Origin of the sequence: Parendozoicomonas verongulae, assembly GCF_009711465.1 — a bacterium.
In the GTDB taxonomy this organism is placed as follows: Bacteria; Pseudomonadota; Gammaproteobacteria; order Pseudomonadales; family Endozoicomonadaceae; genus Sansalvadorimonas; species Sansalvadorimonas verongulae.
Window position 1 is genome coordinate 38,336 of record NZ_SMME01000873.1, and the last position, 20,602, is coordinate 58,937.

Sequence of the window (20,602 nt, forward strand, 5' to 3'; positions counted from 1 at the left end):
TGACGCAACCGAATTATACATTTTACTTACATCATCAGCACAATTCGCAACAAAGGTGCTTAAATAACCCTATGCTTCCGGCAATCCAACGCTTTCTTCACAAGGACACCTCTGTAGGCATCTTGCTCATCGGTGCCGCAGCGCTTGCCATGCTGGCAGCGAATACACCTCTCAACAAGTTATACGACATGCTTCTGTCGGTTCCCATCACCGTTGCGGTGGGTTCTTTTGATATCTCTAAACCTATGTTGCTGTGGATAAACGACGGTTTGATGGCGCTGTTCTTCCTTCTCATTGGTCTGGAAGTGAAGCGAGAATTTATTTCCGGTGAACTTTCCACTCCCAGTCAGGTTGTACTGCCTGCGGTTGCCGCTGTAGGTGGTATGGTTGTACCGGCACTGCTCTACATCGCGCTGAACTATGACAACCCGGTGGCCATCAAAGGTTGGGCGATTCCCTCTGCAACAGATATAGCCTTCTCTCTGGGTGTGCTGGCACTCATCGGATCCCGGGTTCCTCCAGCCCTGAAAATCTTCCTGATGGCGCTGGCCATTATTGATGACCTTGGGGCTATCATCATTATTGCCCTGTTCTATACCGTTGACTTATCTACGCTCTCTATTGTGCTGGCATCTATGTGTCTGGTGGTACTGTTCCTGTTTAACCGGGCGGGCATCACACGACTGGGCCCTTATATGTTTGTGGGCGTGATTATGTGGACGTGTGTGCTTAAGTCTGGCGTACACGCCACGCTGGCCGGTGTTGCCCTCGCTTTCACCATCCCACTGCGTGCCTTGAATGAAGATGGCCGCTCGCCACTGGTTGAGCTGGAACACAAGCTACACAGCTGGGTGAACTTCTTTATCCTGCCTATCTTCGCCTTTGCTAACGCCGGTGTTGCCCTGAACTGGACACAGATTCAGGGACTGCTGGAGCCGAGCCCTCTGGGTGTCATTTCTGGCCTGTTCATTGGTAAACAGGTGGGTGTATTCCTGTTCAGTGCCGTGGTCATCAAACTGGGCTATGCTCGCCTGCCTACGGGCACAAACTGGCTGCAGATTTACGGGGTTTCCATCCTCTGTGGCATTGGTTTCACTATGAGTCTCTTTATTGGCTCTCTGGCCTTCGAGACAACTGGTGCCGAATACCTGATTGCTGACCGTGCGGGCATTCTGGTGGGTTCCTTCATGTCAGCAGTCTTCGGCTACTTTGTACTGAAATATGCTGTGAGAGACACAAAGCAGCTGTCAGCCACGTAATTCTTTCGTAGAATTGCAGGCAATAAATGCCCGCTCTGAGCGCTGTTGTTACAAAGGGCTTAGAGTGGGCATTTTCTTAATGAAGACAGAAATATGAGAAGAATGTGAAGAACAGAGCCGTACTTCTAGTCAATCTCGGATCACCAGACTCCACATCCGTAGCGGATGTGCGTAAGTATCTGAACCAGTTTCTGATGGACCCGTGTGTAATTGATTTGCCATGGCCCATTCGCAGGCTGATTGTCAGCGCTTTTGTGCTGCCCACACGGCCTGCAAAATCCGCCGAAGCCTATGAAAGCATATGGCTGAATGAAGGCTCACCGCTGAAAGTTATCAGCCAGAAACTGGCGGATAAGGTCGCATCCAAAACCGATATTCCTGTATCTCTGGCTATGCGCTATGGCAATCCATCTATGGAGCAGGAACTGCTCAAACTCTCCCAAAAAGAGGGTATCGAGGAAATCCTGCTTCTCCCGCTGTACCCGCACTATGCTATGTCGTCCGTTAAAACCTGCGTGATCGAAGCCGAGCGCATAATACAGACTCACAATCTGTCTCAAAAGCTCACTGTGCACCCGGTCTTCTACCAGCACCCGGACTACATCCGCGATTTGGTAAATGGCGCCCAACCCTACTTTGAAGACCTGAAGAATGACAAATGGGATCATATTCTGTTCAGCTACCACGGTGTACCTGAGCGCCATGTGCGCAAAGATGACCCGACGGGCAACCACTGCCTGAGCCCAAACTGCTGCAATCGCCCATCTAAAGCCCACGAAACCTGCTATCGCCATCAGGTGTTCAAAACCACCGAGAAGTTTGTGGAAGCAGCGGGTATTGCAGAAGAGAAGTGGAGCCTTGCGTTCCAGTCCCGTCTCGGGAAAGCCAAATGGCTGGAACCGGCCACCGATCAGACCGTAAGAGATTTAGCCCAAAGAGGTATCAAGAGATTACTGGTGATCTGTCCGGCGTTTACAGTGGACTGCCTCGAAACACTGGAAGAGATTGGCATGCAGGCCAAAGAGGATTTTATCGCCCACGGTGGCGAGGAGCTGCAACTGATTCCCTGCCTGAACGACAATGATCAATGGGCACAGACCCTCACCAACTGGGTAGAATCTAGAGACGAGCCATAAAGCGCATCAACCCCGGGTCTGCAAAGGCCCGGCCAATGGCCTTGGCGAGAATCTCGTTAATCATCTGAGTGTTATCATCATCCGAGGGTGCTTTCAGAACCCGTTTGCTGTCTGTCGCAGAGTAAGCCCCCTGATAGAACTGCTCGCCAGCACGCACGGTAACTCGAATCGCCGCCTTCAAATCCACCCTGGACACATAATTGCTGGCAGGCACTTTGTACTCCAGCGTATCCACATACACTTGAAACTGAGGAGCATCCGTTGAGCTGCCTGGTGTCATGCCCTGCTCAACCAGAGCCATTTCCACAGAGGCCTTCACAGCATCTTGCAGGTTGTTGGCAATGCCGATGCGATTGCTCTCCTTATATACACCACCACGGGTGCCCAGCCAGGGAGTAACGCGTTCATCAAAAGCTGTAACCGTAACCGGACCATCCAGCTTCACTGTATCTGCAGCTAGCCTGACATCCGGCGCAATAGTCACATTCTGAGGGCTGAGAGCACAACCACCCAGCAAACCGACAAACACCAGAGCGGTGAGTCCCTTCAAAGAAAATAAACGTCTTACCATAACAAATGCTCATCAAGGGGTATTGAAAAGTATCAGCGAATTGTCTCTTCTCCCCTGCATCTTCGCAATGGTTTGGCAAAAGAGCCAGGCTGACGATATAGTTCTTTCTGCAGAGGTCAGTCCCTCGATAAACAAAACACAACCGCAGGACAACCCTATGACCAGTCATCGCGATGCCCGTAGCAATGATCGTGTTGTCATTTTCGACACCACTCTCAGGGATGGAGAACAAAGCCCCGGCGCATCCATGACCCGGGACGAAAAACTGCGCATCGCAAAAAACCTTGAACGCCTGCAAGTGGACGTGATTGAAGCGGGCTTCGCCATGGCCAGCCCCGGAGACTTTGATTCTGTTCATGCTATCGCCTCCACCATAAAAAACAGCACAGTCTGCAGCCTTTCCCGTGCACTGGACAGTGATATTGATCGCGCCGCCGAAGCCTTGAAACCGGCAGAAAGCGGACGCATTCACACTTTTATTGCCACCTCGCCCATCCATATGAAGTACAAGCTACAGATGGAACCGGAGCAGGTGATTGAACAGGCTGTCCATGCGGTAAAGCGGGCTCGCAACCAGTGTGCTGATGTGGAGTTCTCCTGCGAAGATGCCGGGCGCTCCGAGCTGGACTTCCTCTGTCGTATTATTGAAAAGGCCATTGATGCCGGTGCAGGCACTATCAATATTCCCGACACTGTAGGCTACGCACTGCCCCATGAGTTCGGTGAAACCATCCACCAGCTGCTCACCCGCATTCCTAACGCAGACAAAGCTATTTTCTCAGTGCACTGTCATAACGATCTTGGCCTTGCAGTGGCGAACTCTTTAGCGGCCGTTGTAAATGGTGCACGACAGGTGGAATGTACGGTTAACGGTTTAGGGGAAAGAGCTGGTAACGCATCATTGGAAGAGTTTGTGATGGGGCTGCGCACTCGTAAGGATTCCCTGCAGCTGGACACCCGCATTGCCAGTGAACATATCGTTCCCACTTCACGACTGGTGTCCAGTATTACCGGCTTCCCGGTTCAACCGAATAAGGCTATTGTAGGTGCCAACGCTTTCGCCCATGAATCCGGTATTCATCAAGATGGTGTGCTCAAACACCGGGAAACCTATGAAATTATGAACGCGGAAGACGTCGGCTGGAACACCAACAAAATGGTGCTGGGCAAACTCTCCGGCCGTAATGCCTTCAAAACCCGCATGGAGGAGTTGGGAATCAGCTTCGAAACACCGGAGCACCTGAACGACACTTTCAAACGTTTCAAAAAACTCGCTGACAAAAAACGGGATATTTACGACGCAGACCTTCAGGCTCTGGTGACAGAAGCCCGCAATATCGAAGAAGTGTTCAAGCTGGAAGCTATGACCATCCACTCCCAGATGGGCGGCACCCCAGAGGCCCACATCACTCTATTAGTGAACGGTGAATCGAATGATATTATCAGCACAGGGGACGGTGCTGTAGATGCCGCCTTCAAAGCCATTGAAGGCATTGCCTGTTCCGGTGCCCAGCTGGAACTGTACAGCGTAAATGCCATCACCAGTGGTACCGACTCCCAAGGCAAAGTCACTGTACGTTTAGCTCGTAAAGGGCGGATTGTGAACGGTAATGGTTCCGATACTGATGTGATTGTAGCTTCAGCCAAGGCGTATGTTCATGCCCTTAATCTTTTAGAGTCCGGGAAGAAGCGTAATCCACAGACAGGACCGATTTAATTAGCTTTGAGACAAAAAGCAACCACATGCATTACAATGGCGTCCTGGTTCATTTATTGACGGAACAACATGAACGAAAGGCAGCGACAAGATTATCTGGAAGCCATGGGCATACAAACATGGTTTCCCCGCTTTGTGCTGCCTGCTGCCAAACCGTCTCATACCTGTGACTGGGATTATGACGACTACCCCGTCGAAGCCTTTCCCGAGCCAGCGCCGTCCATGTCTGCACCTGAGCAGCCCCTGTCAGTGCCGCCTCAGAATATGGGATACCAGCAACCGGCTTATATTCCTCAACAGGCTCCCCAGCCTTCGCCCGTTCCCGCTGCTGGTGTACTGAAAGAGTCTTCTGATATTCTGGGTGAGCTGGGCTTTACCACACCCCAAAGCACTCCCGATACCAAAGGGGATGAACCCTGCGCAGCTCAAACAACCGATGCAGAAGTGATCCCAGCGGAACCTTTCCGACTGGCAGTGGTGGATGTCAGCGAAACCTGTCTTGCGATTGTTGATCTGCCATGGTCTGGCTTGAATCAGTTCACCGGGTATCACGAGCGTTTATTACGCAATATTCTCAAAGCGGTTAATCAACCCTGTGACCAGACTTTTGAGGCCAGCGTGTTTGCATGGCCCATTATTCAAGAGCCAATTCCTGTAGACCGCAAATATGCCCGGGAAGCCGTGCAGTGTTTTCTCGCCAACCAGTTTGGCTGGCAGCGCAGAAAAACCGTCCTTCTCTTCGGTCACAACAGTGGCACCTATCTATGGGGTTCTCAGGAAAGCTGGGACAAGCCTTTTGACAGTTTCCGGGGTATCCAGGAAAAAGACGGTGTCACCTATGCCATCACCTGCAGCCTTGGAGAGATGATGGGTATCCCAGAGTTAAAAGCTGATGCCTGGGCTGACCTGAAAGGGCTTTGCAAACCATCATGACAGTGCACGATCTGGCGGACGGTTTTACCCTGCGCCCCATGATGGAATCCGATGTGGATGCTATTCACACATTAGAAACCTCCACCAATCCTCATCCATGGACACCCGGCATTATCCGTAACTGTTTAACTACGGGTGACCGTTGCTGGATTCTGGAAAAAGGTGGTGCGCTGGCGGGTTACACTGTCACCATGTTCGCAGTGGGAGAAGGCCATTTGCAGAACATTGCCATTGCACCGAGCTTTCAGCGTCAGGGGTTGGGACAAAAGTTGATGAGCTTTATTACCAATGATTTGAAAGCCCTTGGGGCTGAGGTAATTTTTCTGGAAGTGCGGGTTTCCAACCGGAAAGCCATTGAACTGTATCTGAAAAATGATTTCACAGAAGTAGGCCGACGCAACAACTACTACCCCTGCGCCAAAGGAGGGCGTGAAGACGCCCTCGTTATGGTGCGAGATCTCTCTTTCGCAGAGTAAAACAAATTTTAATGGATACAAACCCTGCATGTTTTTTGAGGCGGCCGGATAGGGCGCATCTATCTCTACCAGCAGCTGGCTCACACCAGGAATGTCTGCCAATTACACTTATTGTATTAATCCAGGACTCATCAAATAATAAACACATTTAAGAAAACTCCTGAACTCTCTGAAGGGAAGAGACCCTATGCAACTTGCTGTAATTGCCAATATTTTAATAATGCTAGGGCTTATTTATGTCCTTTTTCGTTTCCAGAAAAAATATATGCCATTTACTCGAAGAGTATTTATTGCACTAGGCATGGGGGTCGCGTTCGGCGCTGGATTACAAATAGTTTATGGTCTTGATTCGCCAGTTATTAGTCAATCTATCAGCTGGTTTGATATTGTTGGTCGTGGTTACGTCTCCCTGCTTCGTATGATCGTTGTACCTCTGGTCATGGTCTCTGTTATTTCTTCGATTATTCGTCTTAAGGACGTTGGCTCTCTGGGTAGAATCAGTGGTTGGGTTCTTGGGTTGCTGATGATTACTGTCTCTATTGCAGCCATCATCAGCATACTCACCTCCCTGGGTTTTGGCTTAAGTGCAGAAGCCATCACATCCGGTACCCGTGAAGTTGCCCGGGGCGAAGCGTTATTATCCCGTGCCGTCCAGATTCAGAGTCTTACCATTCCAAGTATGCTGGTCAGCCTGATTCCATCCAATCCGTTCCTTGATATGACTGGGGCACGGAGCACCTCGATTATCGGCGTGGTTATTTTCTCGGCCTTCATTGGGGTTTCCGCATTGGGGCTGAATCGCAAGAAGCCTGAGATTTTTGCGACCATTGAAAATAGCGTGAATGCCATACATGCTCTGGTTATGCGCATGGTGACTTTGGTTTTGCGCTTAACGCCTTTTGGTATTCTGGCATTGATGACCAAAGTCGTTGCAGGCTCTAACTTCGCCGACATCATGGAGCTGTTCCGCTTTGTAGCAGCATCTTACTTCGCTTTGATTGCAGTGTTTGTGGTGCACTTGCTGATGGTTGCTTTTGCAGGTGGCAGCCCGCTTACTTACCTTAAGAAAGTTCTTCCCGTACTGACCTTCGCGTTTACCTCCCGCTCCTCCGCAGGCACCATGCCTTTGACCATTCAGACCATGACCAAACGTCTGGGTGTATCCGAGGCTGTAGCAAACTTCTCCGCTTCTTTTGGGACAACAATTGGGCAAAATGGCTGTGCCGGTATTTATCCCGCAATGCTGGCCGTTATGATTGCACCAACAGTTGGGGTTGATCCCACCAGCCTGAGCTTTATTGGTACTCTGGTTATAACCATTGCTATCAGCTCCTTCGGTGTTGCCGGTGTGGGTGGTGGTGCAACCTTTGCGGCCTTGATTGTGCTTTCGGCCCTGGGGTTACCGGTAGAGCTGGCAGGCCTGCTGATCTCCATTGAGCCTTTAATTGATATGGGCCGTACTGCGGTGAACGTAAGTGGAGCTATTGCAACCGGCTTTGTGGGTGCTCGAGCCATGGGGGAAGTTAACATGGACACATTCAATGAAAACGATTCTTTTGAACTGGACATGGAAGCTGTTTCTTAATGACTCCCCATGCAACAGATGACGTATTCGATATCGTTGTTATTGGTGCCGAAGCTGCGGGCATGAGCGCCGCAGCCAAGGCACGGCGCGTTAATCGCAATGCTCGTATCACCGTTTTCGAGCGCTCAGATGTTATTTCCTTTGGTGCTTGCGGCCTGCCCTATTACATTGGAGACTTTTTTTCAGACTCCAAAGAGATGGCTGAGTTTACACCCGAGCTATTTGCTCAGCGTGGAGTCGATGTTCGCACCGGCCATCATGTGAAAGAGGTTGACCCTGTTAACCAGACCGTTGCAGTCACCAATCTTCGAACCGGTGAAACGTTTGAACATCCATACAACCGATTGTTGATTGCAACCGGAGCGTCCCCCGTAATGCCTCCGGTTCCGGGCTTGCAAGAGGGTTTTGATAATGGACGTGTGTCTTTTGTGAAAACGATGCAGGATGGCATTCACCTGAAAGAAACTGTGGCCAACGAACAGATTCAGGATATTGCCGTGATTGGTGCCGGTTATATTGGTTTGGAAATGGCCGAAGCCCTTCACCGCCAAGGCAAAACAGTTCGAATATTTGACAGTGCAAGTCATCCACTATCGGGTAGTTTCGATAGCGACATCGCAAAGCTGATTTGTGAAGAATTAGATCAGCATGGGATTTCCAGCCACTGGCAGGAAGCTCTTCAGCAGGTAACAACTGCTGACAATCAGCGTTTGATACTGACCACGGATAAAGGTGAATACCAGGCCGACTTGATTATTCTGTGTACCGGAGTTCGTCCGAACACTGATTTCATTAAACATCTGGGGCTGGATACTGCCAGCAATGGAGCCATTATTGTTGATGACCAGGCCCGCACCAGCTTGCCTGATATCTTTGCTGCCGGAGACTGTGCGACGATTCCACATGCACAGATCAATAATCCGGTGTGGATCCCTTTAGCCACTTACGCAAATAAGTTGGGCCGTATTGCCGGTGAGGTCATGGGGGGAGCCGATACCCATTTTCCCGGAGCCTATGGCGCAGCCTGTTTACAGGTTCTGGGGCTGGAAGCTGGCAGGGTTGGTTTGAGTGAGAAAGAGGCTATAGCGCAAGGTCTTGATTATAAGGCTGTCATTATTCGAGATAAGGACCACACCAGCTACTACCCGGGCCAGTCTGACATTCTTGTAAAGCTGGTGTATGAATCAGAAACCCGGAAGATTCTTGGTGGGCAGATTGCCGGGGGACGTGGCGCGGTATTACGTGTCAACGCCCTGGCAATGGCGATCAAAGGTGGTTTAACCACTTCGGATTTGGGCATGATGGATTTCTGTTATGCACCACCATTTGCCAGAACCTGGGATGCGTTGAACGTTGCAGGCAATGTGGCGAAATAACCGTTTTGTGAAAATAGAACAGAGGGCGTGAAAACGCCCTCGTCTTGCGCTGAATAAAACCCCCACTCAGATGTTTACCTGAAGCCTCCAAGCCCAGTACACTCTTGCTACCGTCACCAACTCGTCAATAAAACAATAAAGATAACAAAAATGAGTGTTTTTCAGCGTTGTCTGCTCGCTGTCTGTTTAAGCCTTCCGACCCTGATTGTCAGTTTTGGGAATGCTTTCGCCGCAAGCCAGCCCTTCACTATTCTGCACACTAACGACTGGCAATCCCGCCTGTTGGGGTTCGGCCCCAACCTTGAGTACACCCCTGCCACTGTGGGCGACGACAAAACCCTCGGAGGAGTAGCCCGCCTGGCCACACTGATAGATGAGCGTCGCCAGACACTGGAAGGCCAGCCTGTTCTTCTGCTGGACGGAGGGGACATCAGTCAGGGTACGCTGTTCCACACTTTGTACCGCAACCACGCCCCGGAACTGCGCCTGATGAAAAAGCTGGGCTACGATGCCCTGACCCTGGGCAATCATGAGTTCGACTTCCGCCCCGATGGCTTGTCCCGCATGCTGGAATCGGCCAAAAATCATCTCGACGAAATCCCAGCCATTATCACCTCAAATCTGGAGCTGCCACCACAACAGAAACACCTCCAGGAGACAGGGGTCATCCAGAAATGGAAGATCATTGAAAGAAACGGCATCCGCTTTGGCCTGTTCGGGCTGATAGGCAAAGAGGCCGATGAAGTCTCCCCCAATGCCAGACCTGCAATTTTTGAGGATCAGATGTCTACTGCAAAATTCATGGTTCGCTTGCTCCGTGAAGAGCAGAAAGCTGATGTGGTGATCCTGATGTCCCATAGTGGTGTCGTGCAAAACCCGGACGGCAGCTGGGGTGGCGAAGAGGTGGAATACGCCCGACAGGTTCCGGGGATTGATATCATTGTCGGTGGCCACAGCCACACCGCTCTCTATGAGCCGATTATTGTGAATGGGACGCCGGTATTGCAGGCGGGTTCTGATACTCGTTATCTCGGCGAGCTGTCTATGATTCGAGAAGAGAACGGCAACCTCACGGTTTCAGATTACAAGCTGCACACCATTGATGACAGCATTCGCGGGAAAGACTCCGTCACTCAGAAGGTTGCGGGTTTCAAAGCCCTGATTGACCAGGAAGTGATGGCTGATAGCGAATACAGTTTCGACCAGCCCATCGTCAAAACACCCAAAACCCTCACTCGAGCCTATGAAGACCCCATTCTCGGCAACCTTGTGGCAGATGGTATTCGTCAGGCCACCGGCAGCGATGTGTCGATGACCACCAACAGTCTGATTCGTGATGACCTGTTGAAAGGTGATAGCGGTATTCAGTCTGTTTCTGATATTTTCCGTCTGCAGCCCCTGGGCGTCGGTATGGATAACCAACCCGGTTACCCCCTGATGAAGGTGTGGATAACTGGGAAAGAGCTGCGAGGGCTAATGGAAATTATGTCATTCGCCTATCTGCTGAAAGGGAATGACTACTTCCCCCGTTTCTCCGGCATTCGATTCACCTATAACACTCTGCGCCCGCCGCTTGATCGTATTACCTCCATTGAAATTGGCTCCCATGCTACCGGCTTTGAACCGCTGGATATGTCGGACAGCAATCGGCTCTACAGCTTCTCAGCCACCAGTTATGTAGGCGAGTTTGCCTGGGTGGTGAAAGATCTCAGCTATGGGCTGGTCAATATTATTCCTAAAGATGAACAGGGGCGGCCTTTGCCTGAGTTGCAGCAAAGTATTGTAGACCGATTCCCCGATAAAGAAGGGCTTCAGGAGTACAAAAACTGGCAAGCTCAACTAGACTTTTTCGCCAGCCTTCCTGATAGTGATGGCGACGGAATCGCAGATATTATTCTTAATAAAAATGTAACAGAAACTCGTATGCAGGCTATCCGCAGTCTGAAGCCAGAGGATATGTTACGTAATGCAACGTGGATTCTCTGGACGGTTGCCGGTCTCCTGTTTACGATTCTGTTGCTTACGATTGTTATTTTTGTACGGATATTCGGGCGCGCAAAGAAGAATGGATGAAATAAACCTACTCCTGAAGCAGAATCGAGCCTGGGCTGAACAGCGGGAACAAGAGGAACCCGGTTGTTTTGCACGGCTTGCCAATAGCCAGTCCCCGGAATATCTGTGGATTGGCTGTATCGACAGCCGTATGCCAGCAGAACGGCTGACAGGGTTGGAGCCTGGCCGCATGCTGGTGTACAGAAACATCGCAAACCTGGTGAACCCTGCAGATACCAGCTGCATGTCCGCCATTCAATTTGCGGTCGATGTACTCAAGGTGAAACACATCATTGTATCTGGCCATACTAACTGTGGTGGGGTAACGGCTGCTCTTAAGAGAGACGCTGATGGGCAGCTGGAAGAGTGGCTGCACCCTCTGCACGAATTGTGTGAACACCATAACGAACAGCTGGAAAGCCTGAATGATGACAGCGAGCGGGCAGAACGCCTCTGTGAGCTAAGTATCGAACAACAGGTTTTGAATGTGGCGGAGAACCCCGTTGTTCAAAAGGCCTGGAAGCGCGGTCAGAAACTGTCCGTCCACGGCTGTGTTTATGATGTTTCCACGGGAGAGCTGCGCTCTCTGGGTATCCAAGTGAACAGCGCTGAATAACCTTATACAGGCTGCTCAATAAGAACAACCTGAAAAAACAGCCCCTATCTGGTAGAGTTCCTGCCAATCAGGGGCTTTTTCATTGGTTTGTTTGATGGCTCTCCCCCTGAACCCTTTCCTAAGCTGTGACGCTCAACATGAAATACATTCCCCTGTCAGACTACAAAAACGCCTGGATTTTTCGCCATGCCGAAATGCCAGTTCCCGCTGATGACCTGGAGCAGATAAAGCCCCTCACACCGGTGGCTGCTACAGATGTATGGCGTAACAATATCAGCAAGCAGTGCCTGACTCCGGAAGATTTCGGCGATAACGACTGGCTCAAAGGCGAAGAGAACTGGGAGGAGTCCGGTAGCTGGCAGGAAGAGTGGGAATCTGATAATCCAGCATTACCTGAAGTTGTGGAAAAGCACCTTCAGTGGACACCGGAAACCACTGTCTTCTATTGCGTAGACAGTGAAGCAGTGCTGGAAACCACCTGGGATGTATTCAGCCGCCACTGGAAGAACTTCCTGTTCTTTGATGACGACTGTGTGCTTATTGGCCGTAAACGCAAGCAGGCTGCACAGTTCCATCAGGATGGCACAGTGTCTGTTGGCAAAAAGGGGGTTGTTGTTGCCAGCAAGGATTGAGCACCTTGGAGAGCAGGTAAAAAACTCATTATTTCTACTATCTCGTGTAACCTTTTCAGGAAATGTTAATTAGAATGTCGGCTGACTTATCCAACTGAGATTAACGGGAAAATAAATGAACGTTAAGCTCAGAATTCTAACCCCCTATCGTTTTCACTAATGAATAATCTGGATTACCGTCTGATTGCCGCCCTGGATGCCGTGATCACCAAACGCAGCTTTGAACGGGCTGCAGACCAATTGTGCATCACCCAGTCTGCCGTCTCTCAGCGTATTCGACAGCTGGAAAAGCAGCTGGGTCAGCCGCTTCTGGTGCGTAGCCAGCCTCCACAGCCCACCAGTACAGGGCAACGCCTGCTTGCCTTGTACCGTCGAGTCCAGCTGCTGGAACAGGAAGCTATGCCTGAGCTTCAGTCAGACACGGAAACACACTTTCTGCCACTGGCTCTGGCGGTGAATGCCGATACAGTAGCTACATGGTTGATCCCGGCACTGACCCCCATCCTGAAAGAACAGCTGATCGAGCTGGATTTCCGCATTGCCGACGAATCTCGCACTCTCGACATGTTGAGAAAAGGGGAAGTATTGGGGGCAGTCAGTACTGAACCATCACCGGTAACAGGGTGTATTGCCGACCGACTGGGGCGCATTGAATATGTATGTGCTGCTTCACCTGAGTTTGTGGAGCGTTATTTCCCTGATGGCATCGACCGCGAGAGCTTGATGAAAGCACCTTCCACAGCTTTTGATCACTTTGATGACATGCACCAGCGCTATCTGGAAATGCACTTTGATCTACCACCTGGTGAGGTGCCCTGCCACATCGTCGGTACGTCGGAAGCCTTTGTGAATCTGGCAAAAGCGGGGGTATCTTACGGCATGATTCCCGACCTGATGATTCGGGATGAACTGGCATCCGGTGAACTGGTTGAACTGCTCCCAGAGATTCGCCACAACCGCATACTCTTCTGGCATCGCTGGGCGCTAGAGTCGGACACAATGAAGAAAGTAAGCACTCACCTTATTGATTATGCGCGGCAACAGTTACTGCCCTAATTTGACCGCTCAGGATAATGATCCGGGTCAAATACCGGATCATTGCACGCCTGGAACTGCTCATCTTCCCGTAACTCTTCCCAGGCCTGTTCCATCTCGTCGTCACCCATCAGAATCGCTTCTGGTTTCTTGCTCTTATCGGTGTCCATAAAGCTCTCCATGCCATTTGAAGTGGCTTTTAATGAACCAGCTCGTAAAACTCTTCACCGAGCTCATCCTTGCCTGTTCCTGTTTTAAAGTGTGGTACACCAATATTTTGCTGCTGTATTTCCAGATTACCGGCTCCGTAAATAAAAGCCTGTATGGCTTCCAGATGCTCCTGAGTTGCAGGAGCTTCTGGGTCAGGCACGTAACCGTAGCGATCCACTTCAGTAGCAAAGGCCTTAATCCGCGCATCAGCCTCACCAGTGCGATCCTTCCCGCTTTTGCAGTTAAAATGGGATGCGGCCCCCATCTTAAATGCTAACAGCTGAACCCGCTCTACCAGCTTATAAGCATCCCGACCCTCCAGATGATGAAGCCCGCGGCTGTAGAGAGTTCGGATTTGCTGTACCAGCTGCAAAACCTTGTCCTTATCTGGAGAGCTTTGCCCAGGCCCCCGCAGCCACTCACCAACTGCACCCCCGATATCTGTATCGGGATGGGTGTTCCCAAACAGGTTTTCAAAACCAATCTGGTTATAACCGTCTGCCTTCCCCCACGTTTGCCCGACACCCGATAACACCGGATTTAACCCCATGTTATTCACAGGAATATTGAGTGTGGTGAGCCGAATATCGGCGGTTACTGTATGGGAGTGGCCATTGCTATCCAGGATGTCCATTGTCACCGGCTCACTGCAAAGCTGCTGTAAGATCTTGTTCTGTGCTTCCTGAAAAGTCAGTTCATCATCATGAATACCTGTCACATGGCGGATCTGGTCTGGAGAGAGCAGGGATGTGCTTATCAGATCAAGTGGCAAGGGGGCGCCATCCAAAACCTCCTGTTGCTTTGCCGGAAGCAGGTCAGAGAGCTTTTGCACAAATGCTGCCCGCAATACTTCCATCGCCCGGTTTTCCAGTATGGATTGCTGCTTAGCCATATCTTTGGTTGTGTGAGAAAACAGCGTGCCACTACGCAGGCCTTTGTAGAGGGTTTTACCATCGCTGGAGAGCACTTCATTCTCGTACAGGTTTATAGCATGAATGCGCTCGTTGGGATCTGCAGAGCTGCGCCCTCTTCCGGCATAGCTTGAGGGAAAGGGATCACGATTTCCCTCAACATGCCCGGAAGGTGTAAAACGCATTTGCCCCGCCGGAACCAAACGAGATGTATATTGATGAAGAACACCATCTGCTCTCAGGGGAACTGTCTTCTCAATAATTTCCCACTTAGCAGTATTGGCAACAGCAGCAGAGGCCCTGGACCAGACTTTTTTTAAATCTCGCTGCTGTATACCCGCATCCAGCATCTCTTTCTGGAGTGCACTGGTATTTCCCTTCACCAGCTTCTTCATAGACATAACGGGTGGAAAGCTCTTTCCAGCCAACCTTTCCTTACGCCCTTTCAACTGAGCCATAAATTGTCCCAGTTGCCCTACTTTCTCAAAATTCCCTTTCTTACTGACTTTATCAATATTGTCCTGAACCACAAGAATAGCGGTATCGAGCATATGCTCCTCTGCCTTTCTCTGTTGCTCCGCCCCACGGAAGTCTGCCTTCTCAAGCCCTTCGAGATAGAAAATGTGCTGCCGGCTCTGGTTGATCTGGTGATTAATGTCACGGACCATAGCCTGGCGCACCGCTTCCGGCACTGCAGTCAATGCACCACGCTGAAGGGCCTTTAACGATGCCTGCAAACGTCCTGTGTGAGTTCTTGTGCTACTTATCTGATCTTCCCAAGGCTGGGTTTTCAGTAACTTAAAGGGGGATCGACTATTAATTCGGGCAGTGTGAGAGCTGTTATATTGAAAAGCCCGCACCAACCTGCGATCAGAATCATTCAGAGAAACACTCTCAAACCACTGCTCTATAGCTTGAGGGTAGAATGCACCTTTTCCATGACCTCCACTGTCGTGGGCATAACCCAGTACGCGGGCTGTCTCAGGAGCTGCTCCGGAAAGAGCCGTGTTATGTATGGCCAGTGTGTCTGCAACCAACTGGCTGGCCTCAAGGCGAGAGAGCTCATGCTCACCTTTATGATAAAAAACGGCCTCCAGGTGCTGCTGAAGACGGTTCCTCTCATACTCCAGCAAATTCTGGGGAGAGTAGCCATGAGTGCGGGTAAACAACTGGCTGGCCAGGGAGTCCTTCTTATCAAGATTCATCCAGGTGTGGGCATGCTGGCTGTTGTGTTTGTCGATAGCATGGCGAAGCTTTACAGCTTTATTGTGGAGCTTAACAATTCTGTGAGCAGTCAGGGGTTTATTGCCCACCTGCCTCATCACCTTCTTGCTGACAGACTCACCATAGTCACTGCTCAGGTTGTCTTCCACGGAACGTCTGGTGTACACCGGCCCGGAATCTTTAGGGCCAAACACCTTCACCAACCATCGTTGAGAAGGGCTTTTGACCGGTTTACTAGCAATAAGGTCGCTCTGTTCGTAGGTATTGGCCTTGCCCGATTCCAAAGCCTGTTTGAGAGGCTGCACACATATGTCCTTTTAAAAGTTGGCTTATGAAGGGACATATCGGCATGCTGGACTCAAATCCAAGGCCTGAGACTGTCAGAGCAACTACAGCCCCCGATCAAATGGTTATGCTGGCTATACCGCCGTGTGTCAGCAGGAAGGTATTACCCAGCTGGGATACTTTGACCATGTGCGCCGGAAATTTGTGGATGAGAAGAAAGGGGAGGCCAAAGGCACCGGAAAAAGCAAAAGCAAGAAGCCACTTCTGAGTAGCTTCTACTTGGATAACTTCTCTTACCTCGTGGGAAATTTTACGACCGTCAATTTTGCTCATAGAAACCTCGAAAACAGAGGTTCGATCTGTACAGGCTAATATCTTGTAAAGTGTTGGCTCACATCTATATATATTTACTCTGTATTGCCTGATAATCGCCGCCATATTGCTTGATAGTCAGCCCCACTCAAAGCAGAGTTATTAGGCTTAACCCGCTCCCAATCACTATCTGTCAAGGAACGCAAAAACTCACCTGCATGAGCAGGAGACAAACTCCGCCCTTTACCTGCTTGTTTGAATTGATCGCCCAGGCCTTCAGCAACGCTACGAGGTACAGAATTCATCCGCATGAGGACAGCCTCTTCTGACCTGACGCCGTGATAAATCATGGCTGGAAGATTATTGATCTGCCTTTTATCTTCATCAGACATGTTTTCATAATCCAGCCCGGATGTAGGCATCTTACTCAAGGCAGAAAGTCCCCAAGCACCATTGTTAGCTAGATCTCTGTACACGGCTTTGCAAGCATTAGATATTTGGTCTGTTGAAGTCTTACCCTGAAAGTATTCAGTTGCAATGTCTTCAAGTGACTTTCCTGAAACCCAAGCCTGAGTGATATCTGCCAAATTGGTAGTCTTTGGACCTTTACCGCTGATTTCTTCCAACTTCTTTAGCTGAGGCAACTTCATCATAATACCCACAAGGTCAGGCAAAGCTGATGCCTTTCCTTCCCCAAACAAACTATCTGCCTGCCAGTCTTTGACATCTAATTTGTTTTCTAACTTGCTAAGTTCATTAAATGCAGTTTTTACACCTTCAGGAGAGAAACCAGTTGCATCAGCCAGGGTGGCATATGCTGGACTCTCCGCAAGCTCGTGCACATACTCTTTCGTCACCCTAAGCACTGCATCAGCTTTTTTCCGGGAAGCCTCATCGCCCTTACTTCTTAAACTGGAATAGCCATATGTTCCGCGTAAAAGTTGTTCAGCCTGATTAATGACTGCATCAAGCTCTTTTTTCTCGTTCCATAAATGAGCAACATAACTTCTAAAATCTGCCCACTGATCCTGGAATCTAAAGTCTGATAGATTGAGCTCTTCTCCAGCTTGCTCCATGTCTTCCAATATACCAACTAGCCGAGAAACCAGATCACCAGTCGCTTCGCTGACAAACTTTCTGACTTCATTAGGTTCCTTCCCTGCTGCAATTCCCACGACTCCCACACTGCCGTGATCGACACGACCGGCACGACCAGCAATATTCCAAAATGCTCTTGGAGACATTTTTATGCCGTAGGGGTGCTTATACGTCGCCATGAAGACAGACGAAATTGGGAAGTTCAACCCTTGAGCAATGGTGGTTGTTGCACAGAGAACCTTGATCCTTTCTTTCTCAGTCAACCATTCAATAAGTGCCAGTACTTCAGCAGGTAAGCCAGCATGGTGAACAGCTACACCTTTAGAAAGCATCCCAATAAGCTCAAAATCTGAACTCACTTCAGTTTCTAAAAAACGCTGGACTAGCTGTATATCCTCGTGAATATCCTGTAGTACAGGCATATCTTCACAAAGTTTACGGGCAAGGCTCCATACATCTGGAATTTTTTGAGCAACGGCAATGCTTGTTCCCCTTGCAGAGAAAGCCTTTGCCATTGCACCTGCTTGAGCACTCAAACCACTACCATTCTTTACTTGCGAGGCTGTCAGGCGTTTAATTGGTCGTATATCTCCAACCTGGTGAGCCCCCTTCAAGTGAATTGAGTTATGCGTCGTTGTCAGCGTTTCATACTCTAACTTCCAGTCACCACGCTTGGCTCCTTTCCCTTTGTATTCTTTAGCATCAAATATGCCTATGATCCGTTCATTCGGTTGCCAGGCAGCAGTGCTCAGGCTAATAGCCGTTCCTCTGCCATCTCCTAACCAGTGGGCAAGATCTTCCGAATTAGGAACAAATGGCATGAGCAACAAGAAGTTCGCAGTTTCATACTCTTGCTTGATTGTTGCCAGTAGCAGTTCAATTCTCAGTCCGCGATATTCATCTTCAATGTTATGAGCCTCATCCATAACAACCAGAGCAAGAGGCCGATTGACTTTTTTGTTCCTCAACACCAACTGTAATTTTTCAGGTGTTGCAACAAGCACATCAAAAGCTCGATCCGCTTCAAGCATATCTTCTTCAAAAGAGTCTACTTCTACAGCGCCTGTCAAGGGTTCAACATTGATACCTAAGGGAGAAAAATCTTCCCTCAAACGGCGAGTGATCTGAGAAACAAGCGCTCTTGTTGGAGCCACATAAGCTATCCATCCCCCTGCATCTGAAAACTGATTCAGAGCCTGAAGCATGCGAAATACAGCCAGCGCTGTTTTACCGCCAGAAGTTGGCATATCGACAACTACAGCACGACCAGCAGGGTTTAATAGACCTTGCTCTTGAATTGCTGTCCGCTGTGGCGGCAACAGCTCAAACATAGCCCGATGTTTTGTTGCTTGGTTTACAAATCTGGTGACACGAGAATTAATATTATGGGCAACCCACCACACAGAACCTGCAACCATTTGTTTACTGGCAAGGTGCAACCAACGAATAATCATTTCGAACTGATGATCCACTCCACCCTGCACAGCTTTACAGGAAGCTTCAAAGTGCTGATCCAGCTCAGTATTAATAGATGCTGGCTGCCCCTGCAACATGAAAGATGCCAGTAATTCAGTAGCTTTTGCCCAATGGTAAAGTGCAACCAACCTTAAAACTTTCGCTTCTTTACCAGCAGAAGAGCGAAGGTATTCCTGCTCAAAAACTTTCTGGTTTTCTCTCAAACTTAGAATCAGCTGACTGATGGAGTCCAGATCAGACCACCCATCTTTGCGCAATAGTTTAAGCCAAGCCTCATAAAGAGTATGAAGTAACTTTTGATCCCATGGTTTCCCTTCAACATCCGCAACTCTGGCAACTGTTTCATTTTCTGCTAGCCAGCGCTTCATATCAGTCCAACGGTCGCCGCCATAAGCTAAACCAGCCAGATGCAATATATGGAATACTCTTGCTTCATCAGTCTCCTGATACACTGTCACCAGTCGCTTGAACGTAAAGGCTCTGTGCGCTCCAGCCTGCCCATAAAGCTGATTCTCTTTCTGCCTGGGAGACGGATTGATATTGGCATCAAGTCCTTCGTAAGCGGCAAGCTCATAAGCCATAGCCAGGCGTTCAAACAGTTCATGCTTGATGTTGGCAGAGTTAACAGGTTTCAAGATGTTTTGCAGACTTGATTCGACAAAATACTGCCCTGCCTGCTCAAAGCCCTTTTTGAGATCTTCTTCACCAACAGCCTGGACTGCCCAGTGTTGATCAACTAGCTCAAGATGTTTCTGGAGAAGACTCATGCTATAACTCCTTCTTCCATCAGTTCTGGAAGTGAAGGAATACAACCAATTGGCAGGTATAACGCATAAAATGACGTGGTCGTACGGTCAGGCTTTCCTTCCGCAGAATTTATTGCTCTTTGCCTTAAATCCCTAGCATCAGGATTTACATCTCTGACTAACAGCCCAAACAAAGCAGCATCTGTTTGGCCACTTTGTAAGTAACGCGATGCAGCACTTGTGAACATGTCCAGCCATGCAGCATTCTTCGCGTGATACCCCAAATAGCAAAACAGGCCACGTTTAACTTTCTCTGAGTGAGTCAGGCCGTTAATCTGATCCTGAAGCCCCCCACGACCATATACTACTTGTGGAGGCCACTTCTCTTCCTGTGAGGTTTTGACTTCTCCAAAGGCAAAACGGTATGGCAACTCTGCATTATTAGTCTTCTGGAAGCCTACCAAGTCAGCTCCTGCAGGGCTGGCTTCTGGGTTTTTCAGATCCCTTCCGGTCGGCCAGGGAAATTTACAATTACTCACTTCTGCCACAAATACTTCAGCAAGAGCCTCCCCTACCAACCAATCGGGTATATTACTCTCATCAGTAAGCATTACTTCCAGACCTTCAGTTTCAAAGCCTGTTGTAGCTATAGAGCCCAGCATCTCACGAATGTCATCCTTTCCAGCCTCATCTTGAATGATATCCCTCACTGGACCAGAAAGCATGACTTGCAGAGATTCGCCATTGAGCCGAATGCCGCGAGCTCTGACTGCGCCGTAATCCGTGTTGTAGACCTCTTCAAATTCTACAGCTTCAGTCACACGAGCTCCCCTTTGAAGGCTTTATCTAGAATAGAGGGCATCAGTGCTTCAAGCTCCGTTTCATTGGTCCTTTGCGCATCCAGAATCGCTGTCACCTTCTTTTGTAGACTATTGAACCAGATTTGCTTTTC

General features: G+C 49.6%; 17 protein-coding genes. 11 read left to right on the forward strand and 6 right to left on the reverse strand.

Translation table 11 applies throughout. From position 1 onward, the window contains the following. Positions 1-71 precede the first annotated feature (71 nt). Positions 72-1,259 carry a Na+/H+ antiporter NhaA gene (gene nhaA / locus E1189_RS21485; RefSeq protein ID WP_155163222.1) on the forward strand — a complete coding sequence of 396 codons (1,188 nt, stop codon included), beginning with the start codon at positions 72-74 and terminating at the stop codon, positions 1,257-1,259. Positions 1,260-1,363: 104 nt separating this feature from the next. After that, positions 1,364-2,395 carry a ferrochelatase gene (hemH, locus tag E1189_RS21490; RefSeq protein WP_329602166.1) on the forward strand — a complete coding sequence of 344 codons (1,032 nt, stop codon included), beginning with the start codon at positions 1,364-1,366 and terminating at the stop codon, positions 2,393-2,395. On the opposite strand, the gene E1189_RS21495 is transcribed toward hemH, so the two are convergent. Continuing rightward, a complete protein-coding gene (locus tag E1189_RS21495; protein ID WP_155163223.1) occupies positions 2,379-2,966 on the reverse strand; it encodes a YajG family lipoprotein in 588 nt (195 codons plus the stop codon). The two genes, hemH and E1189_RS21495, sit on opposite strands and share 17 nt — an antisense overlap. 157 nt (positions 2,967-3,123) lie before the next feature. On the opposite strand from E1189_RS21495, the gene E1189_RS21500 reads away from it, so the two are divergent. The 9 genes from E1189_RS21500 (at position 3,124) to E1189_RS21540 (ending at position 13,409) form a co-directional block, all read left to right on the forward strand. After that, the gene (locus tag E1189_RS21500) at positions 3,124-4,683 is read left to right on the forward strand and encodes a 2-isopropylmalate synthase (protein ID WP_155163224.1); all 1,560 of its coding nucleotides are present in this window, start codon (positions 3,124-3,126) and stop codon (positions 4,681-4,683) included. Positions 4,684-4,752: 69 nt separating this feature from the next. Beyond that, on the forward strand, positions 4,753-5,616 hold the full coding sequence (locus E1189_RS21505; protein WP_155163225.1) for a hypothetical protein: 864 nt from the start codon (positions 4,753-4,755) through the stop codon (positions 5,614-5,616). Next, a complete protein-coding gene (gene rimI, locus E1189_RS21510; protein ID WP_155163226.1) occupies positions 5,613-6,092 on the forward strand; it encodes a ribosomal protein S18-alanine N-acetyltransferase in 480 nt (159 codons plus the stop codon). Before E1189_RS21505 ends, rimI begins: the two co-directional genes overlap by 4 nt. 265 nt (positions 6,093-6,357) lie before the next feature. After that, on the forward strand, positions 6,358-7,677 hold the full coding sequence (locus tag E1189_RS21515) for an L-cystine transporter (protein WP_230460584.1): 1,320 nt from the start codon (positions 6,358-6,360) through the stop codon (positions 7,675-7,677). Then, positions 7,677-9,053: a CoA-disulfide reductase gene (locus tag E1189_RS21520; protein WP_155163228.1), complete on the forward strand. Its 1,377-nt coding sequence runs from the start codon at positions 7,677-7,679 to the stop codon at positions 9,051-9,053. The genes E1189_RS21515 and E1189_RS21520 overlap by 1 nt, the downstream gene beginning before the upstream one ends. Before the next feature lie 150 nt (positions 9,054-9,203). Beyond that, positions 9,204-11,126 carry a bifunctional metallophosphatase/5'-nucleotidase gene (locus E1189_RS21525; protein WP_155163229.1) on the forward strand — a complete coding sequence of 641 codons (1,923 nt, stop codon included), beginning with the start codon at positions 9,204-9,206 and terminating at the stop codon, positions 11,124-11,126. Then, positions 11,119-11,721, forward strand: a complete 603-nt coding sequence (locus tag E1189_RS21530) for a carbonic anhydrase (protein WP_196221560.1) — start codon at positions 11,119-11,121, stop codon at positions 11,719-11,721. Before E1189_RS21525 ends, E1189_RS21530 begins: the two co-directional genes overlap by 8 nt. A 137-nt stretch (positions 11,722-11,858) precedes the next feature. Then, the gene (locus tag E1189_RS21535) at positions 11,859-12,353 is read left to right on the forward strand and encodes a DUF2947 domain-containing protein (protein ID WP_155163231.1); all 495 of its coding nucleotides are present in this window, start codon (positions 11,859-11,861) and stop codon (positions 12,351-12,353) included. 159 nt (positions 12,354-12,512) lie between these two features. Next, positions 12,513-13,409: a LysR family transcriptional regulator ArgP gene (locus E1189_RS21540; RefSeq protein ID WP_155163232.1), complete on the forward strand. Its 897-nt coding sequence runs from the start codon at positions 12,513-12,515 to the stop codon at positions 13,407-13,409. Here E1189_RS21540 and E1189_RS21545 read toward each other — a convergent pair. From E1189_RS21545 to E1189_RS21565, 5 genes are all read right to left on the reverse strand, one after another. Beyond that, positions 13,406-13,558, reverse strand: coding sequence for a hypothetical protein (locus tag E1189_RS21545; RefSeq protein WP_155163233.1), 153 nt, complete (start codon positions 13,556-13,558; stop codon positions 13,406-13,408). The genes E1189_RS21540 and E1189_RS21545 overlap by 4 nt on opposite strands. Positions 13,559-13,587: 29 nt before the next feature. Continuing rightward, on the reverse strand, positions 13,588-16,038 hold the full coding sequence (locus E1189_RS25975) for an inositol phosphate phosphatase SopB (RefSeq protein ID WP_155163234.1): 2,451 nt from the start codon (positions 16,036-16,038) through the stop codon (positions 13,588-13,590). Between the two features lie 97 nt (positions 16,039-16,135). Beyond that, the gene (locus E1189_RS21555) at positions 16,136-16,351 is read right to left on the reverse strand and encodes a hypothetical protein (protein ID WP_155163235.1); all 216 of its coding nucleotides are present in this window, start codon (positions 16,349-16,351) and stop codon (positions 16,136-16,138) included. Between the two features lie 74 nt (positions 16,352-16,425). Then, positions 16,426-19,671, reverse strand: coding sequence for a DEAD/DEAH box helicase (locus tag E1189_RS21560; RefSeq protein WP_155163236.1), 3,246 nt, complete (start codon positions 19,669-19,671; stop codon positions 16,426-16,428). Beyond that, a complete protein-coding gene (locus E1189_RS21565; RefSeq protein WP_155163237.1) occupies positions 19,668-20,471 on the reverse strand; it encodes a hypothetical protein in 804 nt (267 codons plus the stop codon). The genes E1189_RS21560 and E1189_RS21565 overlap by 4 nt, the downstream gene beginning before the upstream one ends. Positions 20,472-20,602: the final 131 nt, after the last annotated feature.

Coding starts and splice junctions, on each gene's coding strand:
- E1189_RS21525 (WP_155163229.1), top strand. CDS start 9,204: ATGAGTGTTTTTCAGCGTTGTCTGCTCGCTGTCTGTTTAAGCCTTCCG.
- E1189_RS21500 (WP_155163224.1), top strand. CDS start 3,124: ATGACCAGTCATCGCGATGCCCGTAGCAATGATCGTGTTGTCATTTTC.
- E1189_RS21540 (WP_155163232.1), top strand. CDS start 12,513: ATGAATAATCTGGATTACCGTCTGATTGCCGCCCTGGATGCCGTGATC.
- E1189_RS21555 (WP_155163235.1), bottom strand. CDS start 16,351: ATGAGCAAAATTGACGGTCGTAAAATTTCCCACGAGGTAAGAGAAGTT.
- E1189_RS21495 (WP_155163223.1), bottom strand. CDS start 2,966: ATGGTAAGACGTTTATTTTCTTTGAAGGGACTCACCGCTCTGGTGTTT.
- E1189_RS21530 (WP_196221560.1), top strand. CDS start 11,119: ATGGATGAAATAAACCTACTCCTGAAGCAGAATCGAGCCTGGGCTGAA.
- E1189_RS21515 (WP_230460584.1), top strand. CDS start 6,358: ATGCCATTTACTCGAAGAGTATTTATTGCACTAGGCATGGGGGTCGCG.
- E1189_RS21545 (WP_155163233.1), bottom strand. CDS start 13,558: ATGGACACCGATAAGAGCAAGAAACCAGAAGCGATTCTGATGGGTGAC.
- nhaA (WP_155163222.1), top strand. CDS start 72: ATGCTTCCGGCAATCCAACGCTTTCTTCACAAGGACACCTCTGTAGGC.
- E1189_RS21560 (WP_155163236.1), bottom strand. CDS start 19,671: ATGAGTCTTCTCCAGAAACATCTTGAGCTAGTTGATCAACACTGGGCA.
- E1189_RS21520 (WP_155163228.1), top strand. CDS start 7,677: ATGACTCCCCATGCAACAGATGACGTATTCGATATCGTTGTTATTGGT.
- E1189_RS21535 (WP_155163231.1), top strand. CDS start 11,859: ATGAAATACATTCCCCTGTCAGACTACAAAAACGCCTGGATTTTTCGC.
- E1189_RS21505 (WP_155163225.1), top strand. CDS start 4,753: ATGAACGAAAGGCAGCGACAAGATTATCTGGAAGCCATGGGCATACAA.
- rimI (WP_155163226.1), top strand. CDS start 5,613: ATGACAGTGCACGATCTGGCGGACGGTTTTACCCTGCGCCCCATGATG.